This is a genomic window from Azospirillum oleiclasticum (genome assembly GCF_013423485.1).
In the GTDB taxonomy this organism is placed as follows: Bacteria; Pseudomonadota; Alphaproteobacteria; order Azospirillales; family Azospirillaceae; genus Azospirillum; species Azospirillum oleiclasticum.
Genome location: NZ_JABFFR010000007.1, coordinates 96,513 through 111,547 on the forward strand (window position 1 = coordinate 96,513; position 15,035 = coordinate 111,547).

Consider the following 15,035-nt stretch of genomic DNA (forward strand, 5'->3'; position numbering starts at 1 on the left):
CGCGTCTTGCGGAGTGATGGATCATGAGTTTGTGGAGCAACCTGCTGCGCCGCTGGCTGGACCCGCCGGCGCCCGACGCGGCGACCCTGTGCCGCCATCTGCGGCGCGACGTCGGACTGGACGACGTGCGGGAACACCCCGCTGTTGCCGATTTCATCCCAGATCGGAACTGTTTTCCGTCGCAGACCTTTTACGCCTTGCAAAGCTACCGGTGACGGGCGATACCCGAATCGGGACTGCCGCCCGTGCGCGGCGCCACCCTTCCTCAACCCTGGAGAGTCGTCATGAAACTGACCGTACCCGCGACCCGAAACCGCCGAGACGCCATTCCGGCCATGCGAGCCCATCAAACCCACTGGTACGCGCCGTGCCCAGCGGGAAGCAGCAGCGAATTCCGGATATCGAGAGGGTCCAATGAACGTGTTTCTGGGTCTGTGCGGCCGTCGGGTCTTTGTTGAGCATGCCCGTTGGGCATCCCCGGATCGTTTCTTCGACATCCGGCGGGACAAGGGGGAAACCCTGATATGGCTCGGACGCCTTCACATCATCTACACACCGGCCCGCTGGTCCGCCCGCAGGGGAGGGATCGCCGATGAACGCCCCCACCCGTCCTGAGGCGGTGGCGACCGTCGCCCGTGTGCTCGAGGCGTTCCGCACGCTGGACCCCGACCTGCCGATCCAGTACGCCCTCTCCTTCCTGACCATCGCCCAGAACGAGGGTCTGTCCATCGGGGAGCTTGCGGACCATCTGGGCATCGCCCAGTCCTCCGCCTCGCGCAACGTGGCCGCGCTGAGCCGCTGGCATTCCTTCGGGAAGGCCGGCCTGGATCTCGTGCAGTCGCAGGAGGACCCGCGCGAGCGCCGCCGCAAGATCGTGACCCTGACCGACAAGGGCCGCGCCTTCCTCGACACGCTGGCCGGCATCATCACCGTGCCGCAGGCCGAACCACCCCGCCGCGCGCGCCGGGCTTAAATCAATCCCAATGATCGTGGCCGATCATTGGGCCCTCAGACGCCGGGCGGCCCGCATCCGCGGGCCTTGGCTTCGCGGGCATGTGCCCGCGGGGCCTCAACGGCCCAACCAAGCGCCGATGAGTGGAACTCATCGGCGCTTGGTATTCGGCGCTACGCCAGCAGAACCCCCATCATCCCCCGCCGCAGCATCGCCACGGCCGTGCGCGCCGCCAGGACAAGGCTGTCGAGCGGCAGGCCGCGCCGGCCCGGCTGGTCCGCCACCTGCTCGGGCAGCGGCGGCACATGCAGGAAGGCCATCGGCAAATCCAGACCCCGCGTCTCGATCAGGTGCCGCGCCCGGTAGAACAGGTGGTTGCAGACATAGCCGCCGGCATGGTCGCTGAAGCTGACCGGCAGGCCGGCGCGGGCGAGCGTCTGCAGCAGCGCCGGGATCGGCACCCCGGCGCCGTAAGCGGTGGGGCCGTCCTCCACGATCGCCACATCGTCGCGCACGACACCCGCGTTGTCGGGCTTGTCGCTCTCGTCGCGGTTCCAGGCGATCCGCTCGATCAGGATGAAGTCGGTGCGGGCGGACAGGCCGAAGCACAGCGCCGCCGCCGGCTGGTGCCGCTCCACCAGCGCCGCGAAGGCGTCGGCGCAGGTGCCGTATTCCACCGGCAGAACCCCGGTGACCACCCCCTCCAGCGCGGCCATGCGCTCCATCAGCAGCATGGTCGGGTTGACCGCGTTGTCCCCGAAGGGGCCGAAGCCGGTCAGAAGGATGGGGGCGGTCACCGGGCGGGCCCCGTTACGGCCGCAGCAGGCCGATGATGTCCTTCACCTCGCGCAGGTTGGCGTCGGCGATCGCCAGCGCCCGCTCACCGCCCTGGCGCAGGATGGCGTCGATCTGCGCCTTGTCGTCCAGCAGCTCCTGCATCCGCCGGGTGATCGGGGCCAGATGCTCCACCGCCGCCTCGACCAGCGCCGCTTTGAAGGCGGAGAACTGGGCGCCGGCGAAGCGCTGGATGGTCTGCTCCCGCGTCTCGCCCGACAGGGCGGCGAAGATGGTGACGAGGTTGTCGGCCTCCGGCCGCTTCTCGAGATCGGACACGTTGTCCGGCAGCGGCTCCGGGTCGGTCTTCGCCCGGCGGATCTTCTGGGCGATGGTGTCGGCGTCGTCGGTCATGTTGATGCGCGAGTATTCGGACTCGTCCGACTTGCTCATCTTCTTGGTGCCGTCGCGCAGGCTCATCACCCGCGTCGCCTCACCCATGATCATCGGGTCCGGCAGCGGGAAGAACTCGACGTTGTAGGCGCGGTTGAAGGCGCCGGCGATGTCGCGCGACAGCTCCAGATGCTGCTTCTGGTCCTCGCCCACCGGCACATGGGTGGCCTTGTAGAGCAGGATGTCGGCGGCCATCAGCACCGGGTAGGCGTAGAGGCCGAGGTTGGCCATGTCGCGCTGCTTGCCCGCCTTCTCCTTGAACTGGGTCATGCGGTTCAGCCAGCCGATCGGCGCATGGCAGGACAGGATCCAGGACAGCTCGGCGTGTTGCGGCACGAAGGATTGGTTGAACAGGATGTTCTTCGCCGGGTCGATGCCGGCCGCGATGTAGGCGGCGGCGACCTCGCGGATGTTGTTGCGGAGCACGTCCGGCTCCTGCGGCAGCGTCAGCGCGTGCAGATCCACCACGCAGAAGATGCACTCGTAGCTGTTCTGGAGCGCCACCCAGTTCCGCAGCGCCCCCAGGTAATTGCCGAGATGGAGCTGCCGGGTCGGCTGCATGCCGGAGAAGATGCGGTTCATGGGGGATCCTGGGTCGCGGAGGTCCGTGAAGGCCGGTGTTATGGACGGTCGGGCGGGGCGGGGTCAAGACGGCGGCTTGCGCAGGAGGCCCTTCACCTCGCCGAGTCGCGCCGCACCCAGCGCTTGCGCGATCCCGGCGAAGAGGACGAGGCCCCCGCCCACCAGCAGCGCCAGCGCCGCGAAGCGCACCGCACCGCCGGGTGCGTGCAGCCAAGGGTCCAGCGCCGCCGCCCCCGCCGCCAGCCCCAGCCCCATGACGAGGGCCGCCAGCAGGATGCGCGGTGCCCGCCGCCGCACCCGCTCGTCGAGCGCCAGATGCCCGCGCCGGTGCAGGGCCGCGGCCAGCAGCGCCATGTTCAGCCAGCCGGTCAGCCCGGTGGCGAGCGCCACCCCGACATGCCCCAGCCAGGGCAGCAGGGCGATGCCCAGCGCCGTGTTCGCCAGGGTGACGACGATGGCGGCGCGCACCGGCGTCGCCGTGTCCTGCCGGGCGAAGAAGGCGGCGGACAGCGCCTTGACGATGACGAAGGCGGGGATCCCGACCGCGTAGGCGGCCAGCGCCGCCGCGGTCGCCGCCGTCTCCGCCGGGCCGAAGGCGCCGCGCTCGAACAGCACCGCGACCATCGGCCGCCCCGCCACCCCCAGCGCCACCGCCGCCGGCAGCCCCAGCAGCAGCCCGTACTCCAGCGCTCGGCTGAGGCCGGCGCGCAGCCCCTCCTGGTCGTTGGCGGCGGCGTGGCGTGCCAGGAGCGGCAGCAGCGCGGTGCCGATGGCGATGCCGATCACCCCCAGCGGAAGCTGGTTCAGCCGGTCGGCGTAATAGAGGAAGGACACGGCACCCGAAGGCAGGAAGGAGGCGATGACCACGTTGATGAACAGGTTCACCTGCACCACCCCCGCCCCCAACGCCCCCGGCCCGATCAACCGCAGCAACCGGCGCACCCCCGGCGTCAGGGTGGGCGCACGCAGCCGCAGCACGATCCCCTCCCCCCGGCAGGCCCAGGCCATCCACACCAGCTGCACCACCCCCGACAGGGTGACCGCCGCCGCCATGGCCGGGCCGGGGTCGAGCCCCAGCGGCCGCGCCGTCACCAGTGCCGCGATCAGCGTCAGGTTGAAGGCGATGGGGGCGGCGGCGAAGGGGCCGAAGCGGTCGAGCGCGTTCAGCACCCCGCCCAGCAGCGCCACCAGCGCCACCAGCATCAGGTAGGGGAAGGTCAGCCGCGCCAGCGAGACGGCCATGTCGAACTTGGCCGGCTCGTCGGCAAAGCCCGGCGCCAGCGCGTGCATCAGCCAGGGCATGGCCGCCACCGCCGCCAGCGTGAAGGGCACCAGCACCGCCAGCAGCACCGCCAGCGCCTCCTCCGCGAAGCGCACGGCGGCCGGGCGCCCCTCCATGGTCACGGTGCGGGCGAAGAGCGGCACGAAGGCAACGGAGAAGGCCCCCTCCGCGAACAGCCGGCGGAACAGGTTGGGCAGCTTCAGCGCCACGAAGAAGGCGTCGGCCACCGGCCCCGCCCCCAGCACCGCCGCCGTCAGCACGTCGCGCGCAAAGCCCGCGACCCGGCTGACCATGGTCAGCCCGCCAACCGTGGCGACGGCTCGCGCGAAGCTCATGGCGGGCCGGCTCCGGTGTCGGCGCAACGGTTTTTGGAAACTCCGTGAAGGACCATGCCGCTGTCGCTCCGTTCGCACCCGCCGGGTCGGCGGCCAGAAGGACTTTCATCCTATAGAACGCCGGGGTGCCTTTGCAATTCCGTGCGATCGCATGATAACGAGAATAATCTACTTCGAATTCCCAAGAAAGTTGTTTTAAATCGATGATTGCTCTTCTAAGGGCGGTATGGTCGGTCTGATTTGCACGTCGGCTGGACAGCGCCGTCCAGCGCGGCAGAGCCGGCCGGAACCATCATGGAGGGCACCCGCATGAGCATCACGGACCTCGTCCCCGTCCCGTCCGGCATCAACGTGAACGTGCGTTCCGCCAAGCAGCAGACCATGCTGACGCTGCTGGGCCAGCCCCGCTCGTCCTACAGCGACCAGGACCAGCCGATCACCAATCCCTCGCTGAAGGCCCTGATGGTCACGGAGGCGGTGGGCCCCTTCCGGGCCACCGGCCTGAAGCCGGCGGTCGAGTCGCTGCGCAAAGTCTTCAGCGAGATCCAGACGGGGAAGCCGGAGGTCTACGCCGCGCTGAAGTCCGCGGGCATGCTGTGCGTGCGCTATGTGCGCAACTCGACCACCTCGATCAGCAACCACTCCTGGGGCACAGCGATCGATCTGAAGATCAGCGGCATACTGGATCCCTACGGCGACGGCACGGTTCAGCGGGGACTGGTCGAGATTGCCCCGTACTTCAACAAGTACGGTTGGTATTGGGGCGCCAGCTTCCGCGTCGAGGATGGCATGCATTTCGAGTGCGGCGAGGACCTGATCCGGTCCTGGGCCGCACAGGGGCTGCTCGGCGGGTCTGACGGTGGTGGCGGCAGCGGTGGCAACGGCGGCGGGTCGCCGGGCGCTACCGACGAGGTGCTGAGCGTTGGCGATCGCGGTCCGGAGGTGACCGCCCTGCAGAAGCGCCTCAACGCGTCCGGGGCGTCTCTCAAGACCGACGGGGTCTTCGGCAATGGCACCCGTGATGCGGTCATGGCGTTCCAGACCAGCAAAGGGCTGAAGGCCGACGGGGTGGTGGGGCCTGCCACTCTGGTCGCGCTGCCGCCGCTTCCCTGACCGGCACACCCGCGAGCCCACCCGGTCGGGCGCATCAGGCCTAGCCGGGGTGGGCCGTTTGGAAAACGGCCGGCGGCGAGTTCACCGCTGAAGGCTTCGAGAATGGCGCCGCCTACCCCAGCATGACCAGCGGCAGCAGCAGAACGGCGGCGAGCAGGGCCAGGTCCAGCAGGCTGGCGGTACGGCCGGTCGCGGTGGGGCGGAGGGCGGGCTTCATCGTTCTCATGGATTTATATAAAATGCCAATCACCCGGGGCGTCCAGGGCCGGCGGCGGGCTACCGCGATTTCTCACAGGCGGCTGCCCGGAGGGATCAGGTGAAGAAGAGCAGCGGCAGCCCGATCAGGGTCAGCAGGAAGAGCAGGTCCACCACGCTGGCGGTCCTTGCCGTGTTGGTCAGCCTGGGATGACCAACGCCTATGGACTTCCCACCTGTCATGGATTTTACTAAAATCCAATTTATCGGTTTTGGCAAGTGGCCAGATGGCCGACCCGCCATGACCGCGTTGCACCACCATCACCCCTTGATACGGCCGGGCCCCCACTTACCTGCGCGGATCAACGGCGGCGTTGGCACGGCACCGCCGCCCGGCTAGGCTCCGCCCATGATCGTCGAGACCGCCCTGCTGGACGTCCGCCCCGGACAGACCGACGCCTTCGAGGCCGCCATGGCCGAGGCGCGCCCCCTGATCGCCGCCACCCCCGGCTTCCGCGGGATGGAGGTGCGCCGCTGCCTGGAGCGGCCCGACCGTTACCTGCTGCTGGTGCGATGGGAGCGGCTGGAGGACCACACGGTGGGGTTCCGCGGGTCGGAGCGCTACCAGCGCTGGCGGGCGCTGCTGCACCATTTCTACGACCCCTTCCCCACCGTGGAGCATTACGGGGCGCCAGTGGTGGCGGTTCCGGACCCGACGGGCTGACGCCGCCCCGCCCCTACCGCGCCCGGCGGACGAAGCGCAGGAAGACCGGCTGGCGGCCGGCGGCGATGGCCTTCTGCTCGTAGCGGGTGGCGGGCCAGTCGGCGGGGCGCTCGCGCCAGTCGCTCGCCTGCCGGGCCGTCCACTCGAAATCCGGGTGGTTGCGGGTGTGCTCCAGCATCCAGCGGACCAGCCCCATGTCGTCGCTGGCCAGCCGCAGCTCGGCCCCGTCCTTCAGCACGCGCGACAGGCGCGGCAGATTCTCCGGCCCGACGAAGCGGCGTTCCCAATGGCGCTTCTTGGGCCAGGGGTCGGCGAACAGGATGAAGGCACGGCCGATCGAGGCGTCGGGCAGCGCGTCGAGCAGCGGGCGGGCGTCGTCGGGCAGGACGCGGACATTGTCCAGCCCCCCCTCCTCCACCAGCGCCAGCAGGGCGGCGACGCCGTTCACGAAGGGCTCGCAGCCGATCAGCCCGACATCGGGGTTGGCGGCGGCCTGGGCGGCCAGATGGTGGCCGCTGCCGAAGCCGACCTCCAGCCACACGTCGCGCACAGGACGCGGAAACAGGCCGCCGGGGTCGAGCGTGGCGCCCGGCTGCAGCGGCGCGATCTCCAGCGCCGGCAGGGCGGTGTCGAGCAGCGACGCCTTGCGCTTGCGCAGCGGGCGGCCCTTGCGGCGGCCATAGAGCCGGAGGGAGGGATCGGTGGAGTCGGTGGTCATCTTGGCCTTGGATGGGCTCGGCCTAGGACAAAAGGCCCCGGAAACGACGGCAGGGGCCCGAAGGCCCCTGCCGCGCTGCGTCGGTCGGGTGCGACGCTCAGAAGAACGCGGTGCGCAGATCCGGCACGAGGTCGGTCTTCTCCCACGAGAAGCCGCCGTCCACATCGGCGTCGCGGCCGAAATGGCCGTAGGACGCGGTGCGCGCGTAGATCGGCTTGTTGAGGCCGAGATGCGTGCGGATGCCGCGCGGGGTGAGGTTGACGAGCTGCTGCAGCACCTCCGACAGCCGGTCCTCGTCCACCTGGCCGGTGCCGTGGGTGTCGATGTAGACCGACAACGGCTTCGACACGCCGATGGCGTAGGAGAGCTGGATGGTGCAACGATCCGCCAGCTCGGCCGCGACCACGTTCTTGGCGAGGTAGCGGGCGGCGTAGGCGGCGGAACGGTCGACCTTCGTCGGGTCCTTGCCGGAGAAGGCGCCGCCGCCGTGCGGGGCCGCACCGCCGTAGGTGTCCACGATGATCTTGCGGCCGGTCAGGCCGGCGTCGCCGTCCGGGCCGCCGATGACGAAACGGCCGGTCGGGTTGACGTAGAAGTCGGGCTCGCCGCACATCCAGCCGTCCGGCAGGCAGTTGACGACGTGCGGACGCACGATCTCGCGCACCGCGTCGGTGTCGATGGAGGCGTCGTGCTGGGTCGACAGCACCACCGAAGTGGCGCACACCGGCTTGCCGTTCTCGTAGCGCAGCGTCACCTGACTCTTGGCGTCGGGGCCGAGCAGCGGGGCGGCGCCGGAGTGGCGCGCCTCGGCCAGCGAGCGCAGGATGGCGTGGGCGTAATAGATGGGCGCCGGCATCAGCGCCGGCGTCTCGCGGCAGGCGTAGCCGAACATGATGCCCTGGTCGCCGGCCCCCTCGTCCTTGTTCCCCGCGGCATCGACGCCGACAGCGATGTCGGCGGACTGGGCGTGGACGAGACACTTGACGTCCATCTTCTCCCAATGGAAGCCGTCCTGCTCGTAGCCGATGTCCTTCACCGCGTGGCGGGCCACGCTGACGAGCTGGTCCGGCGTGATCGACTCAGGCCCGCGCACCTCACCCGCAAGCACGACCTGGTTCGTGGTCGCCATCGTCTCCACCGCGACGCGGGCGTACGGGTCGTGCGAAAGGAAAAGGTCGACGATGGCGTCGGAAATGCGGTCGCACACCTTGTCCGGATGCCCCTCGGACACGGACTCGCTGGTGAACAGATAATTGAGCTTTGCCACGGGGAACCTCGGCTCTGTCACAGGGGTTTCGGCAACGGCCGGCACGGTGGAGGCGGCTGACCGATTCCGTGGCGCTATTTGACAACATCCACAACCGCGGTCAAGCGGACTCCCGCCGCATCGAGGTGCCGCGGCGGGGGTAAATCGGTGGCGGAGCGCGTCAGGCTGCGGCGCGCCCGCTCTCCCGGGCCGTCACTCCGCCGCTTCGGCGATGGTGCCGGCGTTGGCGACGGCCTTGGTCAGCTCGAACAGCCGCTTGCGCACCGACGGATCGTTGATGCGGTAGTAGGCGCGGACCAGCTCCAGCGTCTCGCGCTTGGCCATCGGATCCGGCTCGTAGGTGGCGGCCGGCCGCTCGTCCAGGGAGGTGCCGTCCTCGTCGTCGTCCTGGACCTGGGCCATGGCCGCTTCCTGCGGCATGTCGTCGAAGAAGAACGACACCGGCACGTCGAGCACGCGGCTGAGGTCGAACAGGCGCGAAGCACCGATGCGGTTCGCGCCGCGCTCGTATTTCTGCACCTGCTGGAAGGTCAGGCCGATGGCCTCGCCCAACTTCTCCTGGCTCATCCCCAGGAGGGTGCGGCGCAGACGGACGCGCGATCCGACATGCACGTCAATCGGATTGGGCTTCCCGGTCTTGGGCCTTCCCGTCGTGGCGCGACGGCCGCGTACTGCTGTCTGCATGGCTGTTTCCCTACTAAAGTGTGCAACCCATTCTTCACATATCCACGTATGCAGTCAAGGGGCTGCGAAGGCGTTCCGCTGCGCGTGGTGCATGAAAATCTGATGCCGCCTAGGATCGATGTCGAGCGAGCGCACCGCAGACCAGACAACTCAAAAGCAATAGACCGAAAACCCAATCCCCCCAGGCGGCGTATACAGTAGAGGCGGAGCGTGCCACCGGAAGCTCCGCATCGAGAATCCCCAGATCACCGAGGCCGAGCCGCGCGGTGACACGGCCGACCGCGTCGACCACACCGGAAATGCCGGTGTTGGCGACGCGGACGAGCGGCAACCCTTCCTCCACCGCGCGCACCCGGGCGATGGCGAAATGCTGGTGCGGCCCGGCGGAACGGCCGTACCACGCATCGTTGGTCAGGTTCAGCAACCACCGTGGCGGTTCGCCGCGGGCCACCACCGCACCGGGAAAGATCACCTCGTAGCAGATCAGCGGGCTGACCGGCGGCAGCCCCTTCAGCGGCAGGGTGACCGGACCGGGGCCGGGGGAGAACTCGGCCCCGTTGCCGGCGATGGCGCCGAAGGGCAGGTAGCGGCGGAACGGCACATACTCGCCGAAGGGCACGAGGTGGAACTTGTCGTAGGCGGCGGTCACCGCCCCGCTGCCGTCGATGGCGATCATCCCATTGGTGTAGAGACGCTCGCCGGACGGTGCGAGCGTGGTGCGCGGGATGCCGGTGATGGTCAGCCCGCCTGGCGGCGTCACCGCGGCGACGGCCATGCGGCGGGCGGCGTCGTACTCCAGGAAGAAGGGCACCGCGGTCTCGGCCCAGATCACGTGGGTGGGCGGCCGGGATGCCGGCTGCGCCGACAGCTCCAGATGGCGCTGGAAGTTGGCGTCGCGTTCCGCCGGGTCCCATTTCAGCCGCTGGTCGATGGCCGGCTGCACCAGCCGCAGCCGCACGCCCGGCACCGACGCGGTGTCGGCCCCGGACAGCCGCCACGCGCCCCAGGCGCCGGCGGCGGCGAACAGGGCGAGGCCCGCCAGGAAGGCCGCGGCGGCCCGGCGGCCCGGCACCCGCGGGTCGGCCAGCGCCGCGGGCAGCGCCGCCACCAGCACGGTCAGCAGGCTCAGCCCGTAGATGCCGGTCACCGACACCGCTTGCAGCACCGGCAGCACCCCGACCCAGCCATAGCCGGTCAGGTTCCAGGGGAAGCCGGTGAAGACATGGCCGCGCACCCATTCCAACGCCGCCCAGCAGACGGCGAACAGCAGCGGCCGGCCCAGCCCGCGCCAGCCGACCGACCAGAAGGCGAGCGTGGCGAGACCGGTGAACATCGACAGCACCACCGGCAACCCGACCGCCGACAGCGGCAGCGCCCACCAGAAGCGCCCGATGTCGGTGAACAGCGCGAAGGAGATCCAGTAGAGGCCCAGCAGATGATGCCCGAAGCCGAAGAACCAGCCGACCGCGAAGGCGCCCCGGCGGCTGCGCACCCCGTCGAGCAGCCAGAGCAGGCCGGGAAAGGCGACCAGCAGGACCGGCAGCAGATCGGCCGGCGGCAGCGCCAGCGCCGCCACCCCGCCCAGCCCCGCCGCGACGGCCAGTCGCCGCCAGCCGGCGAGGCCGGCCAAGCGGCCGGCCATGCGCTGCAACCCGGATTCGTTGGAAAGGCTGTCCGTCACATGCACGAAACACACTCCCGCCGCCATGCCCGCCGATAGATAGGGGGAGCATGGCCGGGCGGCACGCGGAAAGTTGAACCAGGAGAGGCCGTAGAACGACGCCCCCGACCCGACCCTCCCCCGCGATGCGGGGGAGGGTGGCCGCGAAGCGGCCGGGTGGGGGCTGACGGCTGGGAGCGGGTGCGCCTTACCCCGTGGCCGCCAGCGCCGCCCCCTCGTTGGCGGGCATGTTGCGGACTCGCAGGCGCTTGATCCGGCGGCGGTCGGCGTCGACCACCTCGAACTGGATGCCGGAGGGGCCGTGGATCAGCGTCTCGCCGCGGCCGGGAACGCGGCCGGCGATGGAGACGACGAGTCCGCCCAGCGTGTCGATCTCCTCCCGCTCCTCCTCGGTCAGGACCGGGCCGACGCGGGCCTCGAACTCCTCCACCGCGACGCGGGCGTCGGCCAGCAGCGTGCCGTCGGCGCGTTCCACGAGGCGGGCGACGTGCAGGTCGTCGTGCTCGTCCTCGATCTCGCCGACGATCTCCTCCACCAGATCCTCGATGGTGACCAGACCGTCGATGCCGCCATACTCGTCCACGACCAGCGCCATGTGCTGGCGCGTCTGGCGCATCTGCTTCAGCAGGTCGAGCACCGGCATGGAGGGGGCGACGATCATCACGTCGCGGACGATGTCCGTCAGCCCGCCCTGGCGCTGGCCGGCGACCAGCGCCAGCACGTCCTTGATGTGGATCATCCCCAGCACGTCGTCGAGCGTGTCGCGGAAGATCGGCACCCGGGAATGCGCCTCGTCGGCCATGCGCTGGACGAGGCGGGGCAGCGGCGTCTCGACGTCGATGGCGACGATGTCGGCCCGTGGCACCATCACGTCGGCGACCGTGCGGTCGGCCAGCTTCAGGATGTTGGCGAGCAGGACCCGTTCGCCGGCGCCCAGCGGGTCGTCCGACTGGTCCTGCTCGCCGATCAGCTCCTCGATGGTGTCGCGGAGCGTGCTGTCTCCTCGCCCCCCGAGGACGGTGCGCAGCCATCCGCGGAACAGATGGCCCAACGTGTGTTGGTCTTCGGCCCCGTCCTCGCGAGGCAATCGACTGTCGGAGTTGTCGGTCATGGTCCTTGCTGTCGTGGTGGGACGGACGTCGTTGGACGGACGGACGGATCGGCGTAGGGATCGGGGATGCCCAGCCCGGCGAGCACCCGCGTCTCCAGCCGTTCCATCGCCTCCGCCTCGTCGTCCTGTTCGTGGTCGTAGCCGAGCAGATGGAGGACGCCATGCACCACGAGATGGGTGAGGTGGTCGTCCTCCGGCTTGCCCTGTTCGGCCGCTTCCCGGACGACGGTCTCGCGCGCGAGGATCACGTCGCCCAGGAGGATCGGCGCGCCGGGTTCGGGCTCGGGCCCGGCGGCTTCGGTCAGGGCGAAGGACAGCACGTTGGTGGGCTTGTCCTTGCCCCGGTAATCACGGTTGAGGGTCTGCACCATGGCGTCGTCGGCCAACACGACCGACAGCTCCGCCGGCGCGTCGCCGTCGTCGTCATAGGCGGCGGCGAGTGCCGCGATAGCCGCCCGTTCGGCCAGCCATTCGGCGTTCCCGCCCCAATCCCCCGCCTCCTGCGTGACGATCACGTCGACCGCGATGGCGGGGGTGGTGGCGGGGCCGGGTTGCGGGGGGTCGCCGATCATGGCGGGCCGTCCTCGCGCGCCGTGGCGGCCGAGGCCGCCGCCCGCCGCGCCGCGCGGGCGGCCTCCGCGGCGACGTCGCTGCGATCGTAGGCGCGCACGATGCGGGCGACCAGCGGGTGGCGCACCACGTCGGCGTCGTTGAAGCGGACGAAGCTGATGCCCTCCTCCCCCGCCAGGATTTCGATGGCCTCCTTCAGGCCGGACTTGGTGCCGGGGGGCAGGTCGATCTGCGACACGTCGCCGGTGATCGCCATCCGCCCACCCTCGCCCAGCCGGGTGAGGAACATCTTCATCTGCATGGGCGTGGTGTTCTGAGCCTCGTCCAGGATGACGAAGGCGTTGGCCAGCGTGCGGCCGCGCATGAAGGCGAGCGGGGCCACCTCGATCTCGCCGGACGCCATCCGCTTCTGCACCTGCTCCGGCGGCAGCATGTCGTGCAGCGCGTCGTAGAGCGGGCGCAGATAGGGGTCGACCTTGTCGCGCAGATCGCCGGGCAGGAAGCCCAGCCGCTCCCCCGCCTCCACCGCCGGGCGCGACAGCACGATGCGGTCGACCTGCCCGTTGGTCAGCATCGCCACCGCCTGCGCCACCGCCAGATAGGTCTTGCCGGTGCCGGCGGGGCCGAGGCCGAAGACCAGCTCGTTCTCCGCCAGCGCCTGGAGATAGGCGGCCTGGGTCGGCGAGCGCGGGGTGATGGCGCCCTTGCGGCGGGTGCGCACCTGGAAGTCGGGCCGGCTGATGGCGGCCAGCGCCTGGTCGCGCGCCGCCTCGCCGCCGACGCTGCCCGCCATGCGCACGGCGGCGTCGACCTCCCCCGCCCCGACGTCGAGCCCGCGCTTCAGCCGCGCGTACAGGGCGTCGAGCGCGGAGCGGGCGGTTTCCGCCGAATCCGGCGGGCCGGCGATGGTCAGCAGGTTGCCGCGGGAGATCAGCGACACGCCGAGCTGGTTCTCGATGCGGGCGAGATGCCGGTCATGCTCGCCGTACAGCATCGGCAGCAGCCGGTTGTCGTCGAAGCGGAGATCGATGCGCCGGTCGGGCACGCCGTTCAAGCCAAGGCCTCCACCGGTTCGCCGGCCGCGGCACCGCGCGGCGGGGACAGCACGAACTCGCCCGTCTCGACGCTGCCGGACAGGCTGTTGCCATAGGCCGCCGCGATCCGCACCGGCACGATGCGGCCGAGCAGGCGCTCCGGCGCTTCGGCGAACACCGACTGCATCCACGGGCTGCGGCCCATGAGCTGCCCGTCGCGCCGCCCCTTGCGGTCGAACAGCACGGGCACCGTGCGGCCGATGAAGCCCTGGTTGAAGGCGAACTGGTGCGCGTCCAGAAGCTGCTGGAGCGCGGTCAGGCGCTGGGTCTTGACCTCCTCCGGCACCGGGCGCGCCTCGGTCGCCGCCGGGGTGCCGGGGCGCGGACTGTACTTGAAGGAATAGGCCTGGGCGTAGCGCACGTCGTTCACCAGACGCAGCGTCTCCGCGAAGTCGGTGTCCGTCTCGCCGGGAAAACCGACGATGAAATCGCCGGACAGCGCCAGATCCGGGCAGATGTCCCGCAGCCGGTCGATGATGCGGCGGTAGTCGTCGGCCGTGTGCTTGCGGTTCATCGCCGCCAGCACACGGTCGGACCCGGCCTGCACCGGCAGGTGCAGATAGGGCATGAGCTGAGGCACCTCGGCGTGGGCGCGGATCAGCTCGTCCTCCATGTCGCGTGGGTGGGAGGTGGTGTAGCGGATGCGCGCCAGGCCGTCGATCTCCGCCAGCCGGCGGATCAGCCGGCCGAGCCCCCAGCTCCGCCCGTCCGGCCCCTCGCCGTGGAAGGCGTTGACGTTCTGGCCGAGCAGCGTGATCTCGAGCGCGCCGCCGGCGACCAGCCGCTCCGCCTCCGCCACCACCTGGGCGACGGGGCGCGAGAATTCGGCACCACGGGTGTAGGGCACGACGCAGAAGGTGCAGAACTTGTCGCAGCCCTCCTGCACCGCCAGGAAGGCGCTGATACCCTGCTGCGCGCCCGTATCGTCCGGCAGATGGTCGAACTTGCTCTCCACCGGGAAGTCGGTGTTGAGCAGGCTGCCGGCCGCGCGGGCGGCGCGCGCCACCATCTCGGGCAGGGTGTGGTAGGACTGCGGCCCGAAGACCAGGTCGACATAGGGCGCGCGGGCGACGATCTCCTCCCCCTCCGCCTGCGCGACGCAGCCGGCGACGGCCAGGATCATGCGGTCGCCGGAAGATCCCTTGCGGTCCTTCAGCGTGCGCAGCCGGCCAAGCTCGGAGAACACCTTCTCCGACGCCTTCTCGCGGATGTGGCAGGTGTTGAGGATCACCATGTCGGCCCCGTCCGGTTCCTCCACCGGGCGGTATCCCAGGGGCGCCAGCACGTCCGCCATGCGCGCGGAATCGTACACGTTCATCTGGCAACCCCAGGTCTTGATGAACAGCTTCTTGCTCAACCCCTTTCCTTCCGCCCCTGCGCCGGCCGGCCCGCTGACCGACACCGGCATTTCCGGAACGCCGAACGCGCGCCGACGCCGGATCGCCGTCACGTCATACGCCGGACCCCGGCGAAACCCTTTGCCGCATATGGTAGCACGAT

The 15,035-nt window shown here is 70.1% G+C and carries 16 protein-coding genes; 4 read left to right on the forward strand and 12 right to left on the reverse strand.

Annotated features, from left to right (window positions below):
- Positions 1–23 precede the first annotated feature (23 nt).
- Entirely contained in the window at positions 24–215 is a 192-nt protein-coding gene (locus tag HL658_RS10460) for a hypothetical protein (RefSeq protein WP_180282105.1), read from the forward strand.
- 377 nt (positions 216–592) lie between these two features.
- A complete protein-coding gene (locus HL658_RS10465) occupies positions 593–973 on the forward strand; it encodes a MarR family winged helix-turn-helix transcriptional regulator (RefSeq protein WP_180282104.1) in 381 nt (126 codons plus the stop codon).
- A gap of 152 nt (positions 974–1,125) precedes the next feature.
- Here the strand turns inward: HL658_RS10465 and HL658_RS10470 are convergent, their stop codons facing one another.
- The 3 genes from HL658_RS10470 to murJ form a co-directional block, all read right to left on the reverse strand.
- Positions 1,126–1,749: a pyroglutamyl-peptidase I family protein gene (locus HL658_RS10470; protein ID WP_180282103.1), complete on the reverse strand. Its 624-nt coding sequence runs from the start codon at positions 1,747–1,749 to the stop codon at positions 1,126–1,128.
- A gap of 13 nt (positions 1,750–1,762) precedes the next feature.
- Positions 1,763–2,761, reverse strand: a complete 999-nt coding sequence (gene trpS, locus HL658_RS10475) for a tryptophan--tRNA ligase (RefSeq protein ID WP_180282102.1) — start codon at positions 2,759–2,761, stop codon at positions 1,763–1,765.
- A 63-nt stretch (positions 2,762–2,824) separates the two neighbouring features.
- Positions 2,825–4,378, reverse strand: a complete 1,554-nt coding sequence (gene murJ / locus HL658_RS10480; RefSeq protein ID WP_180282101.1) for a murein biosynthesis integral membrane protein MurJ — start codon at positions 4,376–4,378, stop codon at positions 2,825–2,827.
- 309 nt (positions 4,379–4,687) lie between these two features.
- On the opposite strand from murJ, the gene HL658_RS10485 reads away from it, so the two are divergent.
- Entirely contained in the window at positions 4,688–5,491 is an 804-nt protein-coding gene (locus HL658_RS10485; protein WP_211109707.1) for a peptidoglycan-binding protein, read from the forward strand.
- 312 nt (positions 5,492–5,803) lie between these two features.
- Here HL658_RS10485 and HL658_RS37680 read toward each other — a convergent pair whose 3' ends face one another.
- Complete coding sequence (locus tag HL658_RS37680) at positions 5,804–5,929, reverse strand: hypothetical protein (protein ID WP_281378730.1); 126 nt, start codon at positions 5,927–5,929, stop codon at positions 5,804–5,806.
- A gap of 166 nt (positions 5,930–6,095) precedes the next feature.
- Here HL658_RS37680 and HL658_RS10490 point away from each other — a divergent pair, with 166 nt between their 5' ends.
- The gene (locus tag HL658_RS10490) at positions 6,096–6,410 is read left to right on the forward strand and encodes an antibiotic biosynthesis monooxygenase family protein (protein WP_180282099.1); all 315 of its coding nucleotides are present in this window, start codon (positions 6,096–6,098) and stop codon (positions 6,408–6,410) included.
- 13 nt (positions 6,411–6,423) lie between these two features.
- Here HL658_RS10490 and trmB read toward each other — a convergent pair whose 3' ends face one another.
- The 8 genes from trmB to miaB form a co-directional block, all read right to left on the reverse strand.
- On the reverse strand, positions 6,424–7,128 hold the full coding sequence (gene trmB / locus HL658_RS10495) for a tRNA (guanosine(46)-N7)-methyltransferase TrmB (RefSeq protein WP_180282098.1): 705 nt from the start codon (positions 7,126–7,128) through the stop codon (positions 6,424–6,426).
- Between the two features lie 97 nt (positions 7,129–7,225).
- On the reverse strand, positions 7,226–8,395 hold the full coding sequence (metK, locus tag HL658_RS10500; protein WP_180282097.1) for a methionine adenosyltransferase: 1,170 nt from the start codon (positions 8,393–8,395) through the stop codon (positions 7,226–7,228).
- A 192-nt stretch (positions 8,396–8,587) separates the two neighbouring features.
- Positions 8,588–9,079: a helix-turn-helix domain-containing protein gene (locus tag HL658_RS10505; protein ID WP_180282096.1), complete on the reverse strand. Its 492-nt coding sequence runs from the start codon at positions 9,077–9,079 to the stop codon at positions 8,588–8,590.
- Between the two features lie 109 nt (positions 9,080–9,188).
- Entirely contained in the window at positions 9,189–10,760 is a 1,572-nt protein-coding gene (gene lnt / locus HL658_RS10510) for an apolipoprotein N-acyltransferase (RefSeq protein ID WP_343055051.1), read from the reverse strand.
- Positions 10,761–10,947: 187 nt separating this feature from the next.
- On the reverse strand, positions 10,948–11,871 hold the full coding sequence (locus HL658_RS10515; RefSeq protein WP_180282094.1) for a hemolysin family protein: 924 nt from the start codon (positions 11,869–11,871) through the stop codon (positions 10,948–10,950).
- Positions 11,868–12,443 (reverse strand): rRNA maturation RNase YbeY, encoded by a 576-nt coding sequence (gene ybeY / locus HL658_RS10520; RefSeq protein WP_180282093.1) that lies wholly within the window; start codon positions 12,441–12,443, stop codon positions 11,868–11,870. Before ybeY ends, HL658_RS10515 begins: the two co-directional genes overlap by 4 nt.
- Entirely contained in the window at positions 12,440–13,495 is a 1,056-nt protein-coding gene (locus tag HL658_RS10525) for a PhoH family protein (RefSeq protein WP_425485327.1), read from the reverse strand. The genes ybeY and HL658_RS10525 overlap by 4 nt, the downstream gene beginning before the upstream one ends.
- Positions 13,492–14,892 carry a tRNA (N6-isopentenyl adenosine(37)-C2)-methylthiotransferase MiaB gene (gene miaB / locus HL658_RS10530; protein WP_281378731.1) on the reverse strand — a complete coding sequence of 467 codons (1,401 nt, stop codon included), beginning with the start codon at positions 14,890–14,892 and terminating at the stop codon, positions 13,492–13,494. The genes HL658_RS10525 and miaB overlap by 4 nt, the downstream gene beginning before the upstream one ends.
- Between the last annotated feature and the right edge of the window lie 143 nt (positions 14,893–15,035).